Source organism: Pseudomonas sp. R32 (genome assembly GCF_009866705.1).
In the GTDB taxonomy this organism is placed as follows: Bacteria; Pseudomonadota; Gammaproteobacteria; order Pseudomonadales; family Pseudomonadaceae; genus Aquipseudomonas; species Aquipseudomonas donghuensis.
The window spans coordinates 5,089,600-5,112,149 of sequence record NZ_CP019396.1 but is presented as its reverse complement, the minus strand read 5'-3'; the positions used below and the strand labels follow the sequence as shown (position 1 = coordinate 5,112,149).

At 62.5% G+C, this 22,550-nt stretch carries 18 protein-coding genes; 12 read left to right on the top strand and 6 right to left on the bottom strand.

What is annotated here, in order from left to right:
* Positions 1–46: 46 nt before the first annotated feature.
* From rsmA to lptD, 4 genes are read right to left on the bottom strand one after another with little or no spacing between them, the layout of a single operon-like run.
* Positions 47–853 carry a 16S rRNA (adenine(1518)-N(6)/adenine(1519)-N(6))-dimethyltransferase RsmA gene (gene rsmA / locus PspR32_RS23660; RefSeq protein WP_010221446.1) on the bottom strand — a complete coding sequence of 269 codons (807 nt, stop codon included), beginning with the start codon at positions 851–853 and terminating at the stop codon, positions 47–49.
* A complete protein-coding gene (gene pdxA, locus PspR32_RS23655; protein WP_036995054.1) occupies positions 850–1,839 on the bottom strand; it encodes a 4-hydroxythreonine-4-phosphate dehydrogenase PdxA in 990 nt (329 codons plus the stop codon). The genes rsmA and pdxA overlap by 4 nt, the downstream gene beginning before the upstream one ends.
* A complete protein-coding gene (gene surA / locus PspR32_RS23650; RefSeq protein WP_010221448.1) occupies positions 1,836–3,155 on the bottom strand; it encodes a peptidylprolyl isomerase SurA in 1,320 nt (439 codons plus the stop codon). The genes pdxA and surA overlap by 4 nt, the downstream gene beginning before the upstream one ends.
* Entirely contained in the window at positions 3,136–5,952 is a 2,817-nt protein-coding gene (lptD, locus tag PspR32_RS23645; RefSeq protein ID WP_159389241.1) for an LPS-assembly protein LptD, read from the bottom strand. Before lptD ends, surA begins: the two co-directional genes overlap by 20 nt.
* A 130-nt stretch (positions 5,953–6,082) precedes the next feature.
* Between lptD and PspR32_RS23640 the strand changes: the two genes are divergently transcribed.
* Genes PspR32_RS23640 through PspR32_RS23630 form a run of 3 tightly spaced genes read left to right on the top strand, consistent with a single transcriptional unit; the run spans position 6,083 to position 8,542 of the window.
* Positions 6,083–7,108: an aminoglycoside phosphotransferase family protein gene (locus PspR32_RS23640; protein WP_010221450.1), complete on the top strand. Its 1,026-nt coding sequence runs from the start codon at positions 6,083–6,085 to the stop codon at positions 7,106–7,108.
* A complete protein-coding gene (murU, locus tag PspR32_RS23635) occupies positions 7,105–7,776 on the top strand; it encodes an N-acetylmuramate alpha-1-phosphate uridylyltransferase MurU (RefSeq protein ID WP_036995057.1) in 672 nt (223 codons plus the stop codon). The genes PspR32_RS23640 and murU overlap by 4 nt, the downstream gene beginning before the upstream one ends.
* Position 7,777: 1 nt before the next feature.
* Complete coding sequence (locus tag PspR32_RS23630; RefSeq protein WP_159389411.1) at positions 7,778–8,542, top strand: DnaJ domain-containing protein; 765 nt, start codon at positions 7,778–7,780, stop codon at positions 8,540–8,542.
* On the opposite strand, the gene PspR32_RS23625 is transcribed toward PspR32_RS23630, so the two are convergent.
* Entirely contained in the window at positions 8,539–9,543 is a 1,005-nt protein-coding gene (locus tag PspR32_RS23625; RefSeq protein WP_159389240.1) for an alpha/beta hydrolase family protein, read from the bottom strand. The genes PspR32_RS23630 and PspR32_RS23625 overlap by 4 nt on opposite strands.
* Before the next feature lie 94 nt (positions 9,544–9,637).
* Between PspR32_RS23625 and PspR32_RS23620 the strand changes: the two genes are divergently transcribed.
* The 9 genes from PspR32_RS23620 to trpE all read left to right on the top strand — a co-directional run bounded on the left by PspR32_RS23620 (position 9,638) and on the right by trpE (position 20,484).
* A complete protein-coding gene (locus PspR32_RS23620; protein WP_159389239.1) occupies positions 9,638–12,028 on the top strand; it encodes a PAS domain-containing sensor histidine kinase in 2,391 nt (796 codons plus the stop codon).
* 9 nt (positions 12,029–12,037) lie between these two features.
* Positions 12,038–12,667 (top strand): response regulator, encoded by a 630-nt coding sequence (locus PspR32_RS23615; RefSeq protein WP_010221455.1) that lies wholly within the window; start codon positions 12,038–12,040, stop codon positions 12,665–12,667.
* Between the two features lie 281 nt (positions 12,668–12,948).
* Entirely contained in the window at positions 12,949–14,073 is a 1,125-nt protein-coding gene (locus tag PspR32_RS23610) for an ABC transporter ATP-binding protein (RefSeq protein WP_010221456.1), read from the top strand.
* Between the two features lie 40 nt (positions 14,074–14,113).
* Positions 14,114–15,148, top strand: coding sequence for an ABC transporter substrate-binding protein (locus PspR32_RS23605; RefSeq protein WP_036995061.1), 1,035 nt, complete (start codon positions 14,114–14,116; stop codon positions 15,146–15,148).
* 64 nt (positions 15,149–15,212) lie between these two features.
* On the top strand, positions 15,213–16,460 hold the full coding sequence (locus PspR32_RS23600; RefSeq protein WP_010221458.1) for an ABC transporter permease: 1,248 nt from the start codon (positions 15,213–15,215) through the stop codon (positions 16,458–16,460).
* An 11-nt stretch (positions 16,461–16,471) separates the two neighbouring features.
* Positions 16,472–17,299, top strand: a complete 828-nt coding sequence (locus tag PspR32_RS23595; RefSeq protein WP_010221459.1) for an ABC transporter permease — start codon at positions 16,472–16,474, stop codon at positions 17,297–17,299.
* Between the two features lie 144 nt (positions 17,300–17,443).
* Positions 17,444–18,118 carry a ribulose-phosphate 3-epimerase gene (rpe, locus tag PspR32_RS23590; protein ID WP_010221460.1) on the top strand — a complete coding sequence of 225 codons (675 nt, stop codon included), beginning with the start codon at positions 17,444–17,446 and terminating at the stop codon, positions 18,116–18,118.
* The gene (locus PspR32_RS23585; RefSeq protein ID WP_010221461.1) at positions 18,115–18,933 is read left to right on the top strand and encodes a phosphoglycolate phosphatase; all 819 of its coding nucleotides are present in this window, start codon (positions 18,115–18,117) and stop codon (positions 18,931–18,933) included. The genes rpe and PspR32_RS23585 overlap by 4 nt, the downstream gene beginning before the upstream one ends.
* A 69-nt stretch (positions 18,934–19,002) precedes the next feature.
* Positions 19,003–20,484 carry an anthranilate synthase component I gene (trpE, locus tag PspR32_RS23580; RefSeq protein WP_010221462.1) on the top strand — a complete coding sequence of 494 codons (1,482 nt, stop codon included), beginning with the start codon at positions 19,003–19,005 and terminating at the stop codon, positions 20,482–20,484.
* A gap of 45 nt (positions 20,485–20,529) precedes the next feature.
* Here trpE and estP read toward each other — a convergent pair whose 3' ends face one another.
* Positions 20,530–22,452, bottom strand: a complete 1,923-nt coding sequence (gene estP, locus PspR32_RS23575; protein WP_159389238.1) for an esterase EstP — start codon at positions 22,450–22,452, stop codon at positions 20,530–20,532.
* Positions 22,453–22,550: the final 98 nt, after the last annotated feature.

The window sequence follows — 22,550 nt, the reverse complement described above, 5'->3', positions numbered from 1 at the left end:
GGGTAGCCGGCCAGTCATGTGGGCATGACTGGCCATTGCGGCAGGATTACGCGGCGCTTTGTTGCTCGGCCAGCTTGTCGGCCAGGCGCACGAAGGCGGCCAGGTCGAGTTGCTCCGGACGCAGGCTGCCATCGACGCCGGCAGCCTCGATGGCGTCGCTGCTGAGCAGGGCCTTGAGGGTGTTGCGCAGGGTCTTGCGGCGCTGGTTGAAGGCTTCGCGCACGATGCGCTCGAGCAGGCGGTGGTCCTTGGCCGGGAACGGCAGGGTTTCGTGCGGTACCAGGCGTACGATCGCCGAGTCGACCTTGGGCGGCGGGTTGAACGCGCCCGGGCCGACATTGAACAGGTGCTCGACCCGGCAGTGGTACTGCACCATGATCGACAGGCGGCCCCAGTCACCACCGCCTGGGCCCGCGGCCAGGCGCTCGACCACTTCTTTCTGCAGCATGAAGTGCATGTCGCGGATCAGCTCGGCGTTGGCCAGCAGGTGGAAGATCAGCGGTGTCGAGATGTTGTACGGCAGGTTGCCGACCACGCGCAGGCTGTTGGGCGCCGCACCGAGGCTGGTGAAGTCGAACTTCAGCGCATCGCCCTGGTGCAGGCGGAAGTTGTCGCGGCCAGCGAACTGCTGGTTGAGAATCGGCACCAGGTCTTTGTCCAGCTCGACCACGTCCAGTTGCGCGCCGCTGGCCAGCAGGCCGGAGGTCAAGGCGCCCTGGCCCGGGCCGATTTCCAGCATGCGCTCGCCCGCCTTGGCGTGGATCGAGCGCAGGATGCGGTCGATGACGCCCGCGTCGTGCAGGAAGTTCTGGCCAAAGCGCTTACGCGCCTTGTGTTGGTATTGCTCGGTCATTTTCGGGTCTCGGCCATCTGGTAGGCGGTTTCCAGGGCGACCTGCAGGCTGCCGGTGTCGACTTTGCCGCTGCCGGCCAGGTCCAGGGCAGTGCCGTGGTCGACCGAGGTGCGGATGATCGGCAGGCCCAGGGTCACGTTGACCGCAGCGCCGAAGCCTTTGTACTTGAGTACGGGCAGGCCCTGGTCGTGGTACATCGCCAGCACTGCGTCGCAGTGCTCCAGATATTTGGGGGTAAACAGGGTGTCGGCGGGCAACGGGCCGCGAAGGTCCATGCCTTCGCTGCGCAGGCGCGCCAATGTCGGTTCGATGGTGTCTATTTCTTCGTGGCCCAGGTGGCCACCTTCGCCGGCGTGCGGGTTGAGGCCGCAGACCAGGATGCGCGGGTTGGCAATACCGAACTTGTGCTGCAGGTCGGCATGCAGGATCCGCGTGACACGCTCCAGGCGCTCGCTAGTGATGGCATCGGCAACATCGCGCAGGGGCAGGTGAGTGGTCACCAGGGCTACGCGCAGGCCGCGGGTGGCCAGCATCATCACCACTTGCGCGGTACCGGTCAGGTCGGCGAGGAATTCGGTATGGCCAGAGAAGGCGATACCGCTTTCGTTGATTACACCTTTATGCACCGGCGCGGTGATCATCCCGGCGAAATGCCCGTCCAGGCAGCCTTGCCCGGCGCGGGTTAGGGTTTGCAGCACGAATGCGGCGTTGGCCTTGTCCAGCTGGCCGGCCACCACCGGGCTCTGCAGCGGCGTATCCCAGACATACAGGCTGCCCGCCGGCGCGGGCTGGTCGGGGAGGGCCGCGAGGCTGACTGGCAGCAGGGTGACGGCCACGCCCAGCAGCGCGGCCCGCTCGGCGAGCAGGTCACGGCTGGTAATGGCAATCAGGGGGTGCGGCTGGGCTTGCGTGGCAAGCAGCAGGCACAGGTCAGGACCTATGCCGGCCGGCTCGCCGGGTGTGAGGGCGAAGCGCTGAGGTTTCACTGCGCGGCCTGATCGGCGCCAGGAAGCTTGATTTCGACGTAGGCTTCGTCACGGATCTGACGCAGCCAGGTCTGCAGCTCTTCATCGTACTTGCGGTTACGCAGTACGTTCATCGCTTGTTGCTCGCGAGCCTGTTCGGTGCTGTCGGTGGCGCGGCGGCCCAGCACTTCGAGCACGTGCCAGCCGTACTGGGTCTTGAACGGCTTGCTCACTTCGCCTTGCGGGGCGCTGGCCATGACTTCGCGGAACTCCGGCACCAGGGCGCTCGGGTCGATCCAGTTGAGGTCGCCGCCATTGAGGGCCGAGCCCGGGTCTTCGGAGAAGCTCTTCGCAAGTTCAGCGAAATCTTCGCCGTCCTTGATGCGTTCGTAGAGTTTCTCGGCCAGTTGCTGAGTGGCTGCTTCGCTACGGATTTCGCTTGGCTTGATCAGGATGTGACGGACATGCACTTCGTCGCGCATGGTGGCTCCGCCACCGCCACGTTTCTCCTGCATCTTGATGATGATGAAGCCGGTAGGAATACGAAGCGGCTGAGTAATGTCGCCGACGTTCAGACTGCTGAGCAACTTGGCGAAGTCAGGCGGTAGCTGACCGGCTTTACGCCAGCCCATTTCGCCGCCTTCCAGGGCGTTTTCGCTGGCAGAGTTGGCAATTGCCATCTGGCCGAAGTCGGCGCCGCTCTTCAGGCGCGTGTACAGCTCGCCGGCCTTCTGGGCCGCCGCCTGGATCTGCGCGGAGTTGGCGCTTTCCGGCGTCGGGATCAGGATGTTGGCCAGTCGCCATTCTTCCGACAGTTGCATCTGGCCCTGCTCCGAGGCGAGGAAGTTCTTCACTTCCTGCTCCGAGACCTGGATGCGTTCGGCAACCCGGCGCTGCCGCACACGGCTGATGATCATCTCGCGACGAACCTGCTCGCGGGCATCTTCATACGACAGGCCGTCACGGGCCAGGGCCGCGCGAAACTGCTCCAGGTTCATGCCATTGCGCTGGGCAATGGTGCCGATGGCCTGGTTCAGCTCTTCGTCAGTGATGCGGATACCCGAGCGATCGCCGATCTGCAATTGCAGGTTTTCGACGATCAGGCGCTCGAGCACCTGCTGGTCCAGCACCCCGGCGGGCGGCACGGAGCCACCACGCTTGGCGATGGTCTGCTGGACTTCACGCACGCGGCTGTCCAGCTGGCTTTTCATCACCACGTCGTTGTCGACGATGGCCACAACGCTGTCCAGGGGTTGCACGGCGGCGTGCGCCGTGCCGGTCAGCAATACCGCGCCCAGCAACAGCGGGCGCAGACAATCAGTAAGCTTGGTCTTCACGAGTACGATAACCTTGAATGCCCTGGTCGAGGAAAGACTCGACCTTGTTGCCCACTACGCCGCCGAGGCCTTTCAGCACAATCTGCAGGAAGACGCCGTGGTCGCCTTTTTCGTTTTGCGGTGCATCCTGGCTGAACTCGTCGTAATCAACCCAGTAACGGTTGATCAGGCGCAGCTTCCAGCAGCAGTTGTCGTATTCGAAACCACCGAAGGCTTCCAGGGTGCGGTTGCGGTTGTAGTCGTGCTGCCAGCGGGCGATCGCCGTCCACTGCGGCACGATTGGCCACATGACCGAGAAGTCATGTTGCTGGATCTTGTAGTAGTCCTTGACGTAGTTCGGATCGCCTGGAGATCCATAGTCGCCGCCGCCCACGGACCATTTGCCGGTAGCGTTGTCATAGCGGACCATGTCATTGCGATAGCGATAACCAAGGTTCACAACCTTGTTCACATTATCTTCAGGCTGGTAGTGGAACATCGCACTGCCCGAACGGGTACTGCGGCTGTCCGGATCCCAGTTAAAGTCGGAGTTGAAGCGCCAATCGCGGTTGAAGCGATACTCATATTCCAGTGCATAAGGTGAGACATTTGCCTGGGCGTCGTCGCGAGTTCTCCAGTCGATACCTGGTAGTTGTACCTTGCGATCCTTAAAGTACAACGCTTGGCCGATGCTGAAGCGCTGGCGTTGGAAGCCGTTGTCTTCGATCCAACGGTTGGTTACACCCAGCGATAGTTTGTTTTCGTCGCCGATGCGGTCCGAGCCAAAAAAGCGATTGTCGCGGAAAAGCGAGGCGTAGTTGAATGTGCTCTCACTAGTATCAAAGACTGGAATATCCTTCTGGTCTTCGTAGGGCACATACAAGTAATACAGCCGTGGCTCTAATGTCTGACGGTAATTTTTACCGAACCATTGAGTTTTTCGGTCAAAATACAAGCCGCTATCGACACTGAAGGTAGGTACGTTGCGAGTGCGGGTGCCCTTGAACTCACCATCGATATACTCAGTACCGTTGCGGTTGGCATTGTCCAATCCGAAAGCAATGTCCTGCTTCCCTTTATTGTCTAGGTCCAAGTCGTAACGAGTGTAGGTGTTTTTTATGGAAGGCTTCAAGAAGCCGTAGGTCCATTCAAGCGGCAGGCTGACTTCGGGTGCTATGTTTATACGGTCGCCAGTGGAGCGTGCTAAGCCCCTAACATTATTGTCTAGCCAAGGGGATATTGCACCATTCTTGTCTACGAAGTTGCCATTGCGTAGATCTCTATCGAACCTTACAAATTCAGTATTGTAAGCGAAATCTAACCCGCCCGGATGGTATGGTAATTTCCCGTTGAAAGTAATCTGCGGCAACCGATCATAGGGAGTGATCTCAGTAATTGTTGCTAGCTTGTAGCCTTGAACATTAAGCCGAGCAGTGTAGGTATCGCCGCGATAAGTCAAGGCACCTTGCTGATTGAGAAAGTCCCTGCTTTCGACGCCAATCTGGTCCGACTCCAGATCCTGGAAGTAATACGGGTCGCTGATGTCGGTGTAATCGACTTCAGTCATCAGGCGCTCGTCGAGGCCACCCTTGTGCTGCCAGTTGACCATCCAGCGCTGATCCTTGTAGTCGGACTGCAGCTTGCGCTCATCTTCCTTGTCATTCAGGTAAGCACCACCAAACTGCCCTTCGCTGGACTTGGTCAGGTAGCGGAACTCGCCTTCCATCAACAGGCCGCGCTTGGCCATGTAGCGTGGATACAAGGTGGCGTCGTAGTTTGGCGCGAGGTTGAAGTAGTACGGCGTGACCAGCATGAAGCCGGTGTCGCTGCTGGTGCTGAACGACGGCGGCAGGAAGCCGGACTGGCGACGGTCATCGATCGGGAAGTAGATGTACGGTGTGTAGAACACCGGGACATCCTTGACCCGCAGGGTGACGTTGGTCGCAGTACCGAAACCGGTGGCCGGGTTCAGGGTGATGTTGTTGCCCTTGAGCTGCCAGGCGTTGCTGTTCGGCTCACAGGTGGTGTAGGTACCATCCTTGAGGCGAATGATGGCGTTCTCAGCACGCTTGGCGTACAGCGCGCTGCCGCGGATGCGCGATTTGTGCATCACGTATTCGGCGTTGTCGACCTTGGCTTCACCGGTGTCGAGCTGGATGTCGGCGTGATCGCCCACCACCAGCGAGCCGTTGTCGCGAATCTTCACGTTGCCGCTCAGCTCACCACGGTTCTCGGCCTGGTACAGGTTGGCCTCGTCGGCTTCGACCTGCATGCTGCCCTGGCGCATGACCACGTCACCGGCGAGGGTGGCGATCTGCTGCTCCTGCTGGTAGCGCGAGACCTTGGCTCCGATGAAGGTCGGCGACTCATCTTTTGGCGTGGTGTCGTTCATGCCCGGACGCGTCGGCTCGATGTAGGCGCCGGCGCAGTAAGGCCCGGTTTCGGCGAGCTGGGCCGGGGTGAGCTGGTCACGTGGCACCCAATCCAGGTGGCTGGCGTCGGGGCTGCGGGATTTCAGCACACGACCCTTGGCCTCGGTGACCAGAGCAGGACCTTGAGCCTGTTCCTGGGCGACCTCGCCGGAGCCGGCTGGCGTTTCACCGGACGAGCTGGCAGCGGCACCGGCATGCACCGGGCGCGGCGGCAGTGCGGCGGCAGGGGTTTTGGGCTTGCAGTCCCAGCCTCCGGCAGCAGACACTTGGCAGTCGAACTGCTCTGCGGCGACCACGTATGGGGTGGCCAGAGGTTGCATCGCCAGCAAACCGCCGGTGACCAGCAACGGGAATTTTTTACGAAACGCGGGGGATTTCAATGCCATCTTATTAGTCCGGGCTTCCTGCGTGCCATCTGCCCGCGTGTGGGGCCGCACGCCTCTCGATGGTCTGAAAAAGATGCTGGATAATAAAGCATGACCCGCTTGACGGCTAGGGCCGTCGGAGACCCTTGTAATGCCCGATCACGATGTACGCTTGCAACACCTGAATGTCTGGCTCGCCGAGCAGCTGGCAAACCTGTTCCACAAACAGGGCTGGGGCACGGTTCCCGCGGGTAGCCTGACCGCTGCCAGCAGCGACGCGAGCTTTCGCCGCTACTTCCGCTGGCAAGCCGCAGGCCACAGCTTTATCGTCATGGATGCGCCACCGCCGCAGGAAAACTGCCGGCCATTCGTTGATATCGCCCACTTGCTGGCCACTGCCAGCATCAATGTTCCGGTTATTCACGCCCAGGATCTTGAGCGCGGCTTCCTGCTGCTCAGCGACCTGGGCACCCAGACCTACCTCGATGTGATCAACGCCGAGAATGCCGATGGCCTGTTCAACGGCGCCATCGACGCGCTGCTGGCCTTCCAACAATTGCCGATGGACGCGCCGCTGCCAAGCTACGACGTGGCACTGCTGCGCCGCGAGCTTGAGCTGTTCCCCGAGTGGTACGTGGGCCGCGAACTGGGCCTGGGCTTCACCGACGCACAACTGGCGGCCTGGCAGCGCATCAGCAGCCTGCTGATCGACAGCGCGCTGGCCCAGCCAAAGGTGCTGGTGCACCGCGACTATATGCCACGCAACCTGATGGACAGCGAGCCGAACCCCGGCGTGCTGGACTTCCAGGATGCGGTGTACGGGCCGGTGACCTATGACGTTACCTGCCTGTTCAAGGACGCCTTCCTGAGCTGGCCACAAGCGCGGGTGCAGGGCTGGTTGAAGGATTACTGGCAACGCGCCCAGGCCAAGGGCATCCCGGTGCAGGCGGATTTCGAGGACTTCCACCGCGCCAGCGACCTGATGGGGGTTCAGCGTCACCTCAAGGTCATCGGTATTTTCGCCCGCATCTGCCACCGTGACGGCAAACCGCGTTACCTGACCGATGTGCCGCGTTTCTTTGCATATATAGATGAAGTGATCGCCCGTCGTCCGGAGCTGGCCGAGCTCGATGAATTGATCGAGAGCCTGCAGGCTGCTGCCGGAGTGCGTCCATGAAGGCGATGATTCTCGCTGCGGGCAAGGGCGAGCGGATGCGCCCGCTGACCCTGCACACGCCAAAGCCGCTGGTACCGGTGGCCGGCATGCCGCTGATCGAATACCACCTGCGTGCGCTCGCGGCTGCCGGTTTCAAGGACGTGGTGATCAACCACGCCTGGCTGGGACAGCAGATCGAAGATCACCTGGGCGATGGTTCGCGCTGGGGCCTGAGCATCCGTTACTCGCCGGAAGGCGAACCGCTGGAGACCGGCGGCGGCATCTTCAAGGCCTTGCCATTGCTGGGTGATGAACCCTTTGTACTGGTCAACGGTGATATCTGGACCGACTACGACTTCAAGCTCCTGCCACAAGCGCCGAGCGGGCTGGCCCACCTGGTGCTGGTGGACAACCCCGGCCACCACGGCAAGGGCGATTTTCGTCTGCAGCATGGTCAGGTCAGTGACGGCAATGCCGATGCCGACACCCTGACCTACAGCGGTATCGCCGTGCTGGCCCCGCAACTGTTCGCCGACTGCCAGGGGGGCGGCTTCAAACTGGCGCCATTGCTGCGTCAGGCAATGGCGGTCGGGCAGGTCAGTGGTGAGCATTACAGCGGGCACTGGGTGGATGTCGGCACCCTTGAACGTCTGGCCGAAGTCGAGCGACTGCTCGCCGAGCGCCGCTGACATGTTGTGGCCGAGCACAGTGATAGGTGCCGGAGCAGGCTTTGCCATCGCCAGTATTCCCGGGGCGTTGCTGGGGGCGTTGCTGGGCCAGGCGATGGACCGCCGTTTGCAGTTACACAGTTGGGCGCATGTGCGTGAACGCCTGGGCGGGCGACCGGTGCTACGCGACGATGAAGTGCTGTTCGTCCTGCTCGGGCGCCTGGCCAAGAGTGACGGGCGGGTGGTCGACGGGCATATCCAGCAGGCGCGGGTGGAAATGCAACGCCTGGAGATGAGCGAGCCGGCCAGGCGCCGCGCCATTGCTGCGTTCAATCGCGGCAAAAGCGGCAAGGAACGCCTGGGCGTTCATCTGCGGCGCCTGAAGCAACAGCCGCATGCCGCCGAAGGCATGTTGCGCGCTTGCTGGCGCATGGTCTGGGCCGATGGCCAGGCCGGTCGGCATGAGCGTGAGTTGCTGCTGGAGTGGGGCCAGGCCCTCGGCTGGTCGTCAGTCAAGGTCAAGGCCCTGGCGCTGGAGTATGAACCGCAGAAGGCGGCAGTGGCCGATGGCACCCTGGGGTATCCGCAGGCCTTGCGCGTGCTCGGGGTCAGCGCAGACACCGAAGCCGGGCAGATCAAGCAGGCCTATCGGCGACTGCTCAGTCGCCATCACCCGGACAAACTGGTGGGCAATGGCGCCAGCCCTTCGCAGGTCCGCGAGGCCACCGAACGTACCCGCGAACTGCATCAGGCCTACGCCGTCATTCGTAAACGCCGTGGCTTTTAGTCGAGCTTTTCCGGGCTCAGCCAGCCACGGATGCGGCGGAACAGCTGTTCCTGTTCCGCCGCGCTGTTACCTGGCATGGCGGTCAGGCTGACCTGGCGGTAGTTGGCATCCTTCAAGCGTTTACTGGCTTGCAGGCGTTGCTCGGCTGCGCGCTTGGCCTGGGGCTGGGTGGCGTAGAAAAAGTCCGCGGTGGGCACTTTCAGGGTCGGCGCCAGGCTGTCCAGGCCTTGTTCGGCCTGGGTCGGCGTCTGGGCGGCGACCATCACCAGCTTTTGTACCTGCGCCGGTTGCCGCTCGCTCAGGTAGCGGGCGGCCCAGTAGGCGCCGCTGCCGTTGCCGAGCAGGACAATGCTGCGGGCATTCTGTTGTTGGGCATAGGCGACGGCAGCGTCGAGGCGGGCGAAGATACGTTCGGCATCGGCCTTGTCATCCTCAACCGGGGCTTTTGCCTGCTCGACGCTTTCGTTGTTGTCGCTTTCCGCTGCCGTGGCCTGTTCGATACTGGCGTTGGCGTTGGCCGGGGTGTCCTTGACTGGTGCGCTTTCGCCTTGCTCGGCCTTTTTGGCTGGCGCCGGTGCGACTTCGATGCGTGCTTGCGGGCTGTTGGCCAGCAGGTCCGGCTGGGCTAGGCTCAGGCTGTGCCAACCGGCATCGGGAAACTTGCGCCGCAATGGGCCGACGGTTTTCGGCCAGTCGGCATTTTCGCCGGCACCGGCAAGAATGATCAGGGCGCCTTCAGGCTCGGCGGTGTTGGCCGGTTTCCACAGGGCCAGGAAGTTGTCGCCGCCGGCCTGCAGGGTTTGCTGTTCAGCCTGAGGCACCTGGCGCTCCAGGGCCTGGGCATCTTCCAGGCTGCGTTCGGCCAGCGGTTGGCGTTCGACAGCGGCAGGTTTGCTGTCGGCAGCAGCTTCTGGCGTTTCGCCAGCTGCCGCTTGTGCGGTACAAGGTAGTATCAGTGACAGGCATAACGCCGGCAGCGTCGTGCGATAAAGTGCGAACATGGATCGATCCAGGCCAGATTAATACCGGCAGCCTAATAGTATTTACTCGGGACGGCCATGCTCGGTGGCCGTCCAACCCTTGATGAGAGTGCAGATGAAGCGTGTGCGCTGCCTGTTGCTTATCGGCTGTTTTTGCCTGCCCTTGATCGCTTGGGCGGCTTCGGCTGCCGCGCCTGCGCAGGTTGTGCTGGAGCCTGCACAGCAGCAGTGGCTCGAGCAGCATCGCAGCCTGCGGGTCGGGCTGGTGTTGCAAGCACCCTTCGCCCAGTTCGACCGGCGCCTGCAGCAGCTCTATGGGGTTAACGTCGAGCTGATGAACTGGCTCGGCCGCTCATTGGGACTAGACCTCACCTGGCGCAACTTTCCTGACCAGGCGGCACTGGAGCATGCGTTGCTGGCTGGCGAAGTCGATCTTGCCCCGGGGCTGACCCAGACCCCTGCCAGCTTGCGCCTGTGGTTGTTCAGCGACCCTTACATGCGCGTGCCGCAACTGATCGTCGGGCCACGTACCGGCGCGGTGGCGGTTGATCTGGAGAAACTCGCCAGCACTGACCGGGTCGCCGTGCGCATGCCCAGCACCGTGGCCGATTATCTGCGTGCCACCTATAGCAATCTGAACCTGCAAGGTGTGCCTCAGGAGCGCCAGGCTTTGCAATTGGTGCTCAGCGAACAAGCACGCTTTGCCGTGGTGGATGAGGCGCAATTGAGCCGACTGTCGCGGGAAAGCGAGTTCAGTGAGCTGGTGGTGGTCGGTGATATCGGCTTGCCGCAGTTGCTGAGGGTTGGTTCGCGGCGGGACTGGCCCGAGCTGGCCAAAATTCTTGAGCGCGGCCTGCAGGCCATTCCAGCCAAGGACCTGGAGCAATTGCACCAACGCTGGCTGGAGCCGAAGTATCCACGGCTCAGCGAGTCCCCGGGCTTCTGGCAGAACCTCGGCCTGCTGCTGGCGGCGCTGCTGTTGAGCTGCGTGGCCATTGTTATCTGGCAGCGCCGGCAACTGCATCAGCTCGAACACAGCCTGCTGGCCACCCGCGACACCCTGACCCAGCGCCAGGCCCGTGAAGAAGCCTTGCGCCTGAGCCAGTTTTCCATCGATCAGAGCACGGTGGGGATCCTCTGGGTCAACTGGGACAGCCATGTGCGCTACGCCAATCGGGCCGCCGAGAGCATGCTCGGCTACGCCTCGGGGGCCCTGATCGACCGGCCGTTGATCGATTTCGAGCCGAACCTGCACATGGACCGCTGGCTCGACCTGTGGAAACGCGCCCGGGCCAGCGATGAGGCGCCACAGCATTTTGAAACCCGGTGCCTGCGTGCCGATGGCAGCCTGTTGCCGGTGGATGTGTCGCTAAGCTTCCTGCGTTTTCGCGATGCCGAGTACCTGGTGGTGTTTCTCGCCGATGTCACCGAGCGCCGGCGTGCGTTGGCAGCCTTGCGCGAGAGCGAGGCGCGGCTCAAGGGCATCGCCGGCAACGTACCGGGGTTGGTGTTTCGCCTCGAACGCAACCCGGCTGAAGGCGAGCTGGAGTTCCCCTATATCAGTGAAGGCAGTGAAGCTCTGGTGGGCTACACGCCGGCCGCGCTCCAGCACCCGGACATGGGCCTGCGCAACCTGGTGCACCCGGATGACCGCGCCGATTATCACCGGGTCCAGTACCTGGCCCTGGCCAGCGACAGCGACTGGTCGTGGCAGGGGCGGATCCTGACCCGTCAGGGCGAACAGCGCTGGGCCGACATCAAGGCCAGTACCCGTACCCTGGCGGATGGCCGGGTGGTCTGGGACGGAGTGGTCTGGGATATCAGCCAGAGCAAGCGCGTTGAACTTGAGCTGGCGCGCTCCCAGGAGCAACTGCGCGAACTGTCGGCGCACCTGGAAAGCGTGCGAGAGGAAGAAAAGGCCCGTATCGCGCGGGAAGTGCACGACGAGTTGGGGCAGATGCTCACGGTGCTGAAGCTGGAAACCTCGATGTGTGAACTGGCCTATGCCGAACTGGATCCCGGTCTCAACGAGCGCCTGGGCAGCATGAAGCGCCTGATCGCCCAGCTGTTCCAGCTGGTGCGTGATGTGGCCACCGCCCTGCGCCCGCCGATCCTCGATGCCGGTATCGCCTCGGCCATCGAGTGGCAGGCCAGGCGTTTTGAAGCGCGTACGCAGATCCCCTGCCTGGTGCAGGTGCCGGAGAATCTGCCACCCTTGAGTGATGCCAAGGCCATTGGCCTGTTCCGCATCCTGCAGGAGGCGCTGACTAATGTCATGCGCCATGCCCAGGCGCATACTGTGCAGATCAGCCTGAGCCTCGATGGTCAGGCCCTGCAACTGACGGTGATCGACGATGGTGTGGGATTTGTCCTGGAGCAACATCGGCCTTCGTCGTTCGGCTTGGTCGGCATGCGTGAGCGGGTGCTGATGCTGGGCGGCCGCATGACCCTGGAAAGCGAGCCGGGCGAGGGCACCAGCCTGAGCGTTGCCATCCCTCTGGATTAGGAGCATTGCGTGATTCGAGTACTGGTTGCCGAAGACCACACCATTGTCCGTGAAGGCATCAAGCAGTTGATTGGCCTGGCCAAGGACATGCAGGTAGCGGGGGAGGCTGGCAATGGTGAGCAATTGCTGGAAACCCTGCGCCATACCGAGTGCGAAGTGGTGCTGCTGGATATTTCCATGCCCGGGGTCAACGGCCTGGAGGCGATCCCGCGGATTCGCGCCTTGAACAACCCACCGGCGATCCTGGTGCTGTCGATGCACGACGAAGCGCAGATGGCGGCGCGGGCGCTGAAGGTCGGCGCTGCCGGCTATGCCACCAAGGACAGCGATCCGGCCCTGCTGCTGACCGCCATTCGTCGGGTGGCCGGTGGCGGGCGCTATATCGACCCGGACCTGGCCGACCGCATGGTCTTCGAGGTCGGCCTGACCGATGCCCGGCCGCTGCATTCATTGCTGTCGGAGCGGGAGTTTTCGGTGTTCGAGCGCCTGGCCCAAGGCGCCAACGTCAACGACATAGCCCAGCAACTGGCCCTGAGCAACAAGACCATCAGCACCCACAAGGCACGGCTGATGCAGAAGCTCAACGTGAACTCGCTGGCGGAATTGGTGAAGTATGCGATGGAGCACAAACTGTTGTGAGTGTTCCAGAAACGACATCGTGCTTACCTTCATCGCTGGCAAGCCAGCTCCCACAGAAAACCAACAGGCATGGCTCTTGTGGGAGCTGGCTTGCCAGCGATAGCGAGGGTTGTGGCGATGAAGTTTTCAGCGCTTATCCAAAAACGCCATCCTTGTAGGGCAATCCCTACCCCAAGCCTTCCAACGCGCTGATATCAATCTCTCTCCCCCCCCGATTTGCGCCGCTTGCCGCCTTCACTAGGCTTTGGATACAGCAGTCATCCAATAAAAAAGGTGCGGGTATGAGTGAGGTGAATTCGAGCGCTGCAACCGGCGAAGTGCTGGTCAGCTTCCGTGGTGTGCAGAAGAGCTACGACGGCGAATCGCTGATCGTCAAAGACCTCAACCTGGATATCCGCAAGGGTGAATTCCTCACCTTGCTCGGCCCGTCCGGTTCTGGCAAGACCACCAGCCTGATGATGCTCGCAGGGTTCGAAACGCCGACCGCAGGCGAGATCCAGCTGGCCGGCCGTTCGATCAACAACGTGCCGCCGCACAAGCGCGACATCGGCATGGTGTTCCAGAACTATGCGCTGTTCCCACACATGACCGTGGCCGAGAACCTGGCGTTTCCCCTGAGCGTGCGCAACCTGAGCAAGACCGACATCAGCGAGCGGGTCAAGCGTGTGCTCAACATGGTTCAGCTCGATACCTTCGCCCAGCGCTACCCCGGCCAGCTTTCCGGTGGCCAGCAGCAGCGGGTGGCCTTGGCCCGGGCGCTGGTGTTCGAGCCGCAGTTGGTGCTGATGGACGAACCTCTCGGTGCTCTCGACAAGCAGCTGCGCGAACACATGCAGATGGAGATCAAGCACCTGCACCAGCGCTTGGGCGTCACTGTGGTCTACGTCACCCACGACCAGGGCGAAGCACTGACCATGTCGGACCGCGTGGCGGTGTTCCACCAGGGCGAGATCCAGCAGATCGCTGACCCGCGCACCCTCTATGAAGAGCCGAAGAACACCTTCGTCGCCAACTTCATCGGTGAAAACAACCGCATCAATGGCCGCTTGCTCAGCCACGACGGCGAGCGCTGCCAGGTGCTGCTGCCGCGCGGCGAGAAGGTCGAGGCGCTGGCGGTCAATGTCGGCCAGGCCGGCGAGCCAGTAACCCTGTCGATCCGCCCCGAGCGCGTGCGCCTCAATGGTCACAGTGAAAGCTGCGTCAACCGTTTCTCCGGGCGCGTAGCCGAATTCATCTACCTGGGCGACCACGTGCGGGTACGCCTGGAAGTCTGCGGCAAGGCCGATTTCTTCGTGAAGCAGCCGATTGCCGAACTCGACCCGGCCCTGGCCGTGGGCGATGTGGTACCGCTTGGCTGGCAGGTGGAGCACGCCCGCGCGCTCGATCCTTTGCTGGAAGCCAATTGAAGGTTTGCTTCACCAACCCTGTACTGTGGAGAGAATAATAATGCGCAAACACTTGAAGTTGACCGCCCTGACCCTGGGCCTGTTCGCGGCAACCCAGGCCATGGCGGCGGCCGACCTGACCGTGATTTCCTTCGGCGGCGCCAACAAGGCGGCCCAGGTCAAGGCGTTCTACGAGCCATGGGAAAAGGCGGGCAACGGCAAGATCGTCGCTGGCGAGTACAACGGTGAAATGGCCAAGGTCAAAGCCATGGTCGACACCAAGAGCGTGTCGTGGAACCTGGTTGAAGTCGAATCGCCGGAGCTTGCCCGTGGTTGCGACGAAGGCATGTTCGAGGAGCTTGATCCTGCACTGTTCGGCGACGAGTCCGACTACGTTCCCGGCGCAATTCAGCCGTGTGGCGTTGGCTTCTTCGTCTGGTCCACGGTCATGGCCTACAACGCCGACAAACTGAAGACCGCACCGACCAGTTGGGCGGATTTCTGGGACACCAAGCAGTTCCCGGGCAAGCGCGGCCTGCGCAAAGGCGCCAAATACACCCTCGAATTCGCCCTGATGGCCGACGGCGTTGCGCCCAAGGACGTTTACAAGGTGCTCGCCACCAAGGAAGGCCAGGATCGCGCCTTCAAGAAACTCGACGAACTCAAGCCCAGCATCCAGTGGTGGGAAGCCGGTGCACAGCCGCCGCAGTACCTGGCCTCGGGTGACGTGGTCATGAGCTCGGCCTACAACGGCCGCATTGCCGCCGTGCAAAAAGAGAGCAACCTGAAAGTCGTCTGGAACGGTGGTATCTACGACTTCGACGCCTGGGCCATCCCCAAAGGCGCCAAGAACGTTGAGGAGGCGAAGAAGTTCATCGCCTATTCGGTCCAGCCTGAACAGCAGAAGACCTACTCGCAGAACATCGCCTACGGCCCGGCCAACTCCAAGGCGGTCGCGCTGCTGTCCGACGAGATCAAGAAAGACATGCCGACCACCCCGGAGAACATCGCCAACCAGGTGCAGATCGACGTGGCGTTCTGGGCGGACAACAGCGAGCAGCTGGAGCAACGCTTCAACGCCTGGGCTGCCAAGTAAGGGCTGCTGATGGGGCGTCGGCTTGCCGCCGGCGCTCCTTGTTCTCAAGATTTCGGAGTTCGCTATGGCCATCGCAGTGCCCCTGAATGAAGGCGCCGGTTCCAACCTCAAGCAGCGCCTCAAGCGTGCCGAGCGGGTCAACCGCTGGAAGGCGCAAGCGCTGATCGCGCCGCTGGCGCTGTTTCTGCTGCTGGTGTTCCTCGTGCCGATTGCCGCGCTGCTGTACAAGAGCGTGGGTAACCCGGAAGTGGTGGGCGGCTTGCCGCAGACCGTAACCGCCGTGGCCGAGTGGGACGGTAAGGGCCTGCCAGGGGAGGCGGTGTACAAGGCGCTGAGCGAAGACCTTGCCCAGGCGCGCAAGAACCAGACCCTGGGCGATACCTCCAAGCGTCTGAACATGGAACTGGCCGGCTATCGCAGCCTGCTGGCCAAGACCGCCCGAGCACTGCCGTTCAAGAGCGAACCGGCTTCCTATAAAGAAGCCCTGCAGGAACTGGACGAGCGCTGGGGCGATCCGGCCTACTGGCAGGCGATTCGCCGTAACACCAGTAGCGTCACGCCGTTCTACCTGTTGGCGGCTCTTGATCATCGCATCGATGATCTCGGTGAGCTGGCCAAGGCCACCCCGGACCAGGCCATCTACCTGGACATCTTCACCCGTACCCTGTGGATGGGCTTCGTCATCACCGCCATCTGCCTGGTGCTGGCCTATCCATTGGCCTACCTGCTGGCCAACCTGCCGACCCGGCAGAGCAACTTGCTGATGATCCTTGTACTGCTGCCGTTCTGGACCTCGATCCTGGTGCGGGTCGCGGCCTGGATCGTGCTGCTGCAATCGGGCGGGCTGATCAACAGTGCCCTGATGGCCATGGGCATCATCGACAAGCCGCTGGAACTGGTGTTCAACCGCACCGGGGTTTACATCTCCATGGTACATATCCTGCTGCCGTTCATGATCCTGCCGATCTACAGCGTGATGAAAGGCATCTCGCCAACCTACATGCGCGCGGCGATTTCCCTCGGCTGTCATCCGTTCGCCAGCTTCTGGCGGGTGTACTTCCCGCAAACCTACGCCGGCGTAGGCGCAGGCTGCCTGCTGGTGTTCATCCTCGCCATCGGCTACTACATCACCCCGGCGCTGCTTGGCAGCCCCAACGATCAGATGGTCAGTTACTTTGTGGCCTTCTATACCAACACCAGCATCAACTGGGGCATGGCGACCGCGCTGGGCGGCTTGCTGTTGCTGGCCACCGTGCTGCTTTACCTGATCTATAGCTGGCTGGTCGGCGCCAGCCGTCTGCGCCTGAGCTGAGGAGCGTTGTCATGCTGAGCCCCTACATGTCGCCCGTCGAGCGGGTCTGGTTCTACAGTTTGCGCATCCTTTGCGGCCTGATACTGTTGTTCCTGGTGTTACCGGTGCTGGTGATCATTCCGTTGTCGTTCAACTCCGGCAGCTTCCTGGTCTACCCGCTGCAGGGCTTCTCGCTGCAGTGGTACCACGACTTTTTCGCCTCGGCCGAGTGGATGCGGGCACTGAAGAACAGCATCATCGTGGCGCCAGCCGCCACGGTGCTGGCGATGGTCTTCGGTACCCTGGCCTCGATTGGCCTGACCCGCGGTGACTTCCCGGGCAAATCGCTGATCATGGCCCTGGTGATTTCGCCCATGGTGGTACCGGTGGTGATCATCGGCGTGGCCAGTTACCTGTTCTTTGCGCCATTGGGCATGGGTAACAGCTTCATTTCGTTGATCCTGGTGCATGCGGTGCTCGGTGTGCCGTTCGTCATCATTACCGTCTCGGCGACCCTACAGGGCTTCAACCACAACCTGGTGCGAGCGGCAGCCAGCCTTGGCGCCTCGCCGTTGACCACCTTCCGCCGGGTGACCTTGCCGCTGATTGCGCCGGGGGTGATTTCCGGGGCGCTGTTCGCCTTCGCTACCTCGTTCGATGAGGTGGTGGTCACCCTGTTCCTGGCCGGCCCCGAGCAGGCGACCCTGCCACGGCAGATGTTCAGCGGTATCCGCGAGAACCTCAGCCCGACCATCGCCGCAGCGGCAACCTTGCTGATTGCCTTCTCTGTGGTGCTGCTGCTGACTCTGGAGTGGCTGCGTGGGCGAAGCGAGAAGCTGCGTACCCAGCAGCCGGGTTGAGGCCTTTTCGCGGGGCAAGCCCGCTCCCACAGGAGAGCGCTTGCCCCGCGATGCGCACCCGTCGACCGCCTTGATACCGGTCAGCCCCTGAGCGTTTCCCTGAGGTACAATGCGCGCCACTGTGATTCTGCCTACAGGTGCGCCATGCAGCCCTACGCTATTGCCCCCTCGATTCTTTCTGCCGACTTCGCCCGTCTGGGCGAGGAAGTCGACAACGTCCTGGCCGCGGGTGCCGACATTGTTCACTTCGATGTGATGGACAACCACTACGTGCCCAACCTGACCATCGGCCCGATGGTCTGCACCGCCCTGCGCAAGTACGGCATCACCGCGCCGATCGACGTGCACCTGATGGTCAGTCCGGTCGACCGCATCATCGGCGACTTCATCGAAGCGGGCGCCAGCTACATTACCTTCCATCCGGAAGCCAGCCTGCACATCGATCGTTCGCTACAGTTGATTCGCGACGGCGGTTGCAAGGCCGGCCTGGTGTTCAACCCGGCGACCCCGCTCGACACCCTCAAGTACGTGATGGACAAGGTCGACATGATCCTGTTGATGAGCGTCAACCCGGGCTTCGGTGGCCAGAAGTTCATCCCCGGTACCCTCGACAAGCTGCGCGAAGCCCGCGCGCTGATCGATGCCAGCGGTCGTGACATCCGCCTGGAAATCGACGGCGGCGTGAACGTCAACAACATCCGCGAAATCGCGGCCGCTGGCGCCGATACCTTCGTCGCAGGCTCGGCGATCTTCAACACCCCGGACTACCGCGAGGTGATTGCCAAGATGCGCGCCGAACTGGCCCTGGCCCGCCCATGAGTGGCTTCGAGCAGCTGTTCCCCGGCGCCCTGCCCAAACTGGTGATGTTTGATCTGGACGGTACCCTGATCGATTCGGTACCGGACCTGGCAGCGGCGGTGGATAACATGCTGCTCGCAATGGGGCGTCAGCCCGCCGGCCTTGAGGCAGTGCGCCACTGGGTCGGCAATGGTGCGCCGGTGCTGGTGCGCCGCGCGCTGGCGGGTGGCATCGATCACGAAACGGTCGATGACGACGAAGCGCAGCAGGGCCTGGAGCTGTTCATGCAGGCCTACGCCGAAAGCCATGAGCTGACGGTGGTCTACCCCGGTGTGCGCGACACCCTCAAGTGGTTGCACAAGCAGGGTGTGGAAATGGCCCTGATCACCAACAAGCCCGAGCGCTTCGTTGCACCCTTGCTCGATCAGATGAAGATCGGCCGCTATTTCCGCTGGATCATCGGCGGCGATACCCTGCCACAGAAAAAGCCCGACCCTGCCGCGTTGCTGTTTGTCATGAAAATGGCCAGCGTTGCGCCTGAGCAGGCGTTGTTCGTCGGCGACTCACGCAGTGATGTGCTTGCGGCCAAGGCCGCGGGGGTCAAGTGCGTGGGCCTGACCTATGGCTACAACCATGGTCGGCCGATCAGCGAAGAAGCACCGTGCCTGGTCATCGACGACTTGCGCGCGCTGTTGCCTGGTTGCTTAGATCCGGCCACTGGGATAACGTTGGCGAACGTTCAATCCCCCTCAGATCGAGATTCCATCGTGGCGGTTACCGGCAAACTCTGGATGAAAGTCATCAAGGCCCTGGCCCGCTGGCGTTGGCGCGCCTGACTGCCATCTGCCGGCACATGCCGGCCTGCTTGCCTGCCTGACCCATCTGCTGCTTGCCACGAGGCTATCATGACCCGCGAAGAATTCCTGCGCCTGGCCGCTGCCGGCTACAACCGCATTCCCCTGGCCTGCGAGACCCTGGCCGACTTCGACACCCCCCTGTCGATCTACCTGAAACTGGCCGACCAAGCCAACTCTTACCTGCTCGAATCGGTGCAGGGCGGCGAGAAGTGGGGGCGGTACTCGATCATCGGCCTGCCGTGCCGCACCGTGTTGCGGGTGCACGATCACCAGGTGCGGATCACCCACGACGGTGAACTGATCGAACAGCACGAAGCAGAAGATCCGCTGGCCTTCGTCGAAGCCTTCAAGGAGCGCTACCAGGTGCCGACCATTGCTGGTCTGCCGCGTTTCAATGGTGGCCTGGTCGGTTACTTCGGCTATGACTGCGTGCGTTATGTCGAGCGGCGTCTGGGCAAGTGCCCGAACCCTGATCCGCTGGGGGTACCGGATATTCTGCTGATGGTGTCCGACGCCGTGGTGGTGTTCGACAACCTGGCCGGCAAGATGCACGCGATCGTGCTGGTCGATCCGGCCCAGGAGCAAGCCTACGAAAACGGCCTGGCCCGTCTCGAAGGCCTGCTCGCGCAACTGCGCCAGCCCATCGCCCCGCGCCGTGGCCTGGACCTGGGCGGGCCGCTGCCGGCAGAACCTGCGTTCCGCTCAAGCTTTACCCAGAGCGACTACGAGCGTGCGGTCGATACCATCAAGGAGTACATCCTCGCTGGCGACTGCATGCAGGTGGTGCCATCACAGCGCATGTCCATCGACTTCAAGGCCGCGCCGATCGACCTGTACCGGGCGCTGCGCTGCTTCAACCCGACGCCGTACATGTATTTCTTCAACTTCGGCGACTTCCATGTGGTCGGCAGCTCGCCGGAAGTGCTGGTGCGGGTCGAGGACAATCTGGTCACCGTGCGCCCGATCGCCGGGACCCGCCCACGCGGCGCCACCGAAGAGGCCGACCGCGCGCTGGAAGAAGACCTGCTGTCCGACGACAAGGAAATCGCCGAGCACCTGATGCTCATCGACCTGGGCCGCAACGATGCTGGCCGGGTGTCGGAAACCGGCTCGGTCAAAGTCACCGAGAAGATGGTGATCGAGCGCTATTCCAACGTCATGCACATCGTTTCCAACGTCACCGGTGAGCTGAAGCAGGGCCTGAGCGCCATGGATGCACTGCGCGCGATCCTGCCGGCGGGCACCTTGTCCGGGGCGCCGAAGATCCGCGCCATGGAAATCATCGACGAACTGGAGCCGGTCAAGCGTGGGGTCTACGGCGGTGCGGTAGGTTACTTTGCCTGGAACGGCAACATGGATACCGCGATTGCTATCCGCACGGCGGTGATCAAGGACGGCGAACTGCATGTGCAGGCCGGTGGCGGCATCGTTGCCGACTCGGTGCCTGCGCTTGAGTGGGAAGAAACCATCAACAAGCGCCGGGCGATGTTCCGTGCGGTAGCGCTGGCCGAGCAAACGCCACGCACCTGAGCCTGACTCACGGCGCCTGCTTGCGGCAGGCGCCGTTTTCCTTCCTTAGAACTCCAGGCTCACCGCCAGGTTGAGCCCTTGCTGGGTCAGCTCGTCGCTCTTGCGCCAGTTGTAGCTGCCGCGCAGGGCCAGGCCCGGCGCCAGGGTCTGGCTCAAGCCCAGGGTTGCCCGGTTCAGGTTGCTCTGCGGGGTGTAGCCGGTCAGGGTGAAGTCGTTGCCCGGCAGGCTGTTGAGGTGAATGGTCAGGTCCTGGCGGTCGTCTTCGAACTCGTGTTCGTGAGCCACTTCGGCGAACAACAGGGTGCTTGGCCCAGCCTGGTACTTGCCCTGCAGGCCCAGGCCCAGGCGCCGCGATTCACGCTCCTGATCGTCAAAGCTCAAGGCCGTGGCGCGGGTGCCTTTCTCCGAATACCCATCGACCTTCACCCGCGCATAGTCGGCGCTGACGAAAGGCGACAGGCTCCACTGGCTGCCGGGCGCCGCCAGGTCATAACCCAGTCGCGCGGCGAACGCCCACAGCTCGCCATCGGTATCACCTTTTTCGCTGCGATCATTCACCCCCAGGGCGAAGGTGCGCTTCAGGTCGCTGTAGTCCAGGTGCCCGCCGGTCAGGGCGGCGTCGGCCCACCACTGGTTCTGCTGGAACTGCACAAAGGCGGTGGCCAGGTAGCTGTCGAGCTTGTAGTCGGAGTCTTGCTCGCCGGCTTCAAGCTTCTGTTGATAAACACCGGTAGCAACGCCAGCACGCCAGGCGTCATCCAGGCGATAGCTACCGCCCAGGGTCAGGTTGTAGCCATGGCCATCGGCGCTGGCCGAACTGCGCTGGCTGTCGATATCCAGGTTCTGCCCACCAGCGGCAACGATTGCCTGCCATTGACCGACCGGTTGCCAGCTGCCTTGCCACTGATTGCGCAGTTCATCCTGATGCGCGCGCAGGCTGGCGTGAGCCATTTCCGGTAGCAGCGTCAGCTCCCAGGGCGCCGAGAGGATCGAGAAGGCGTAGTCGGCGATGAGCTCCTGCCCAGCGGTGGTGGGATGGACCGAATCGTTGAACAGCAGCTTGCTCGGATCGGGCGTGGCACTGTTGATGCCGTACGTTGCGTTCTGCACGCAGCCATTGCCGCTGAAGCAGGTACCGACCAGGTTCTGCCCGCTGGCCAGGCCGAACTGCGTCGGAGCAGCCAGGGCTTCCTGGAGCAGCAACGGCACATTGAGCGGAATGACTTGCGCGTCAATCTGGCTCAGCTGGCCGACCAGTTGCTGGTTGAAGAGGCTGCTCAGTTGCGAGGCCGGGCCTTGCATTGGCGTGCCGTTCATTGCCGGGGTCAGGCCCAGGTCGGGCAGCAACCAGACCATGATGTACTGCGCGCCGCCCTGCTGCAGAGCCTGGGCGCTGGCAGCCAGGCGATTGGCGGCGGCTGCGGCGGTTGCCGGGCTGGTGATCTGCCCCTGGAGGAAGTCGTTGCCGCCACCGGTCAGGTAATAAAGCGCGTTAGGGTCGGCGCGCAATCCGCCCGCCAGGTAGCCCGGGCGCTCACGCAGCACGGTGCCGGCACCGGGATTGCCTGGTGGAATGATCACGTCGGAAGTGCCGGTGATCGAGTCGAGAATCTGGTCGGTGCGGTAGCCGCCCACTGCCCAGTTGTTGCCGTCAGGGCGACCGAGTGCGGCATTGACCGGTGAAGTCGAAGCGCCCAGGTCGGTCGGAGCAATACCCAGCTGCGCCCCGAGCAACATGGGTGATACCGCGCCAAAGGCCTCGCCGTTGCCATAGGTCGGGCCGATACGGTTGGTAAAGCGCTGGGTAGAGCCTGGCGCACCGTTGCTGTCGGGGAATTGCCCGGCATCGGCAAGGCTGTCACCGAAGACGATCAGGGTCGAGTAGGGGGAAGGGCCGGCATAGGCACTGGAGCAGGCCAGGGCCAGCAGCGAGAATGCACAGGGCAACAGAGAGCGCGCGTTCAACATCGCAAAGATCCTTTTTCGTTGTTGTTATCGGATGACGCCTTAGGACGTTAGCAAAACATTCCACGCGTCTTCCATCGCTAAAGCGTTTCGGCATGCCT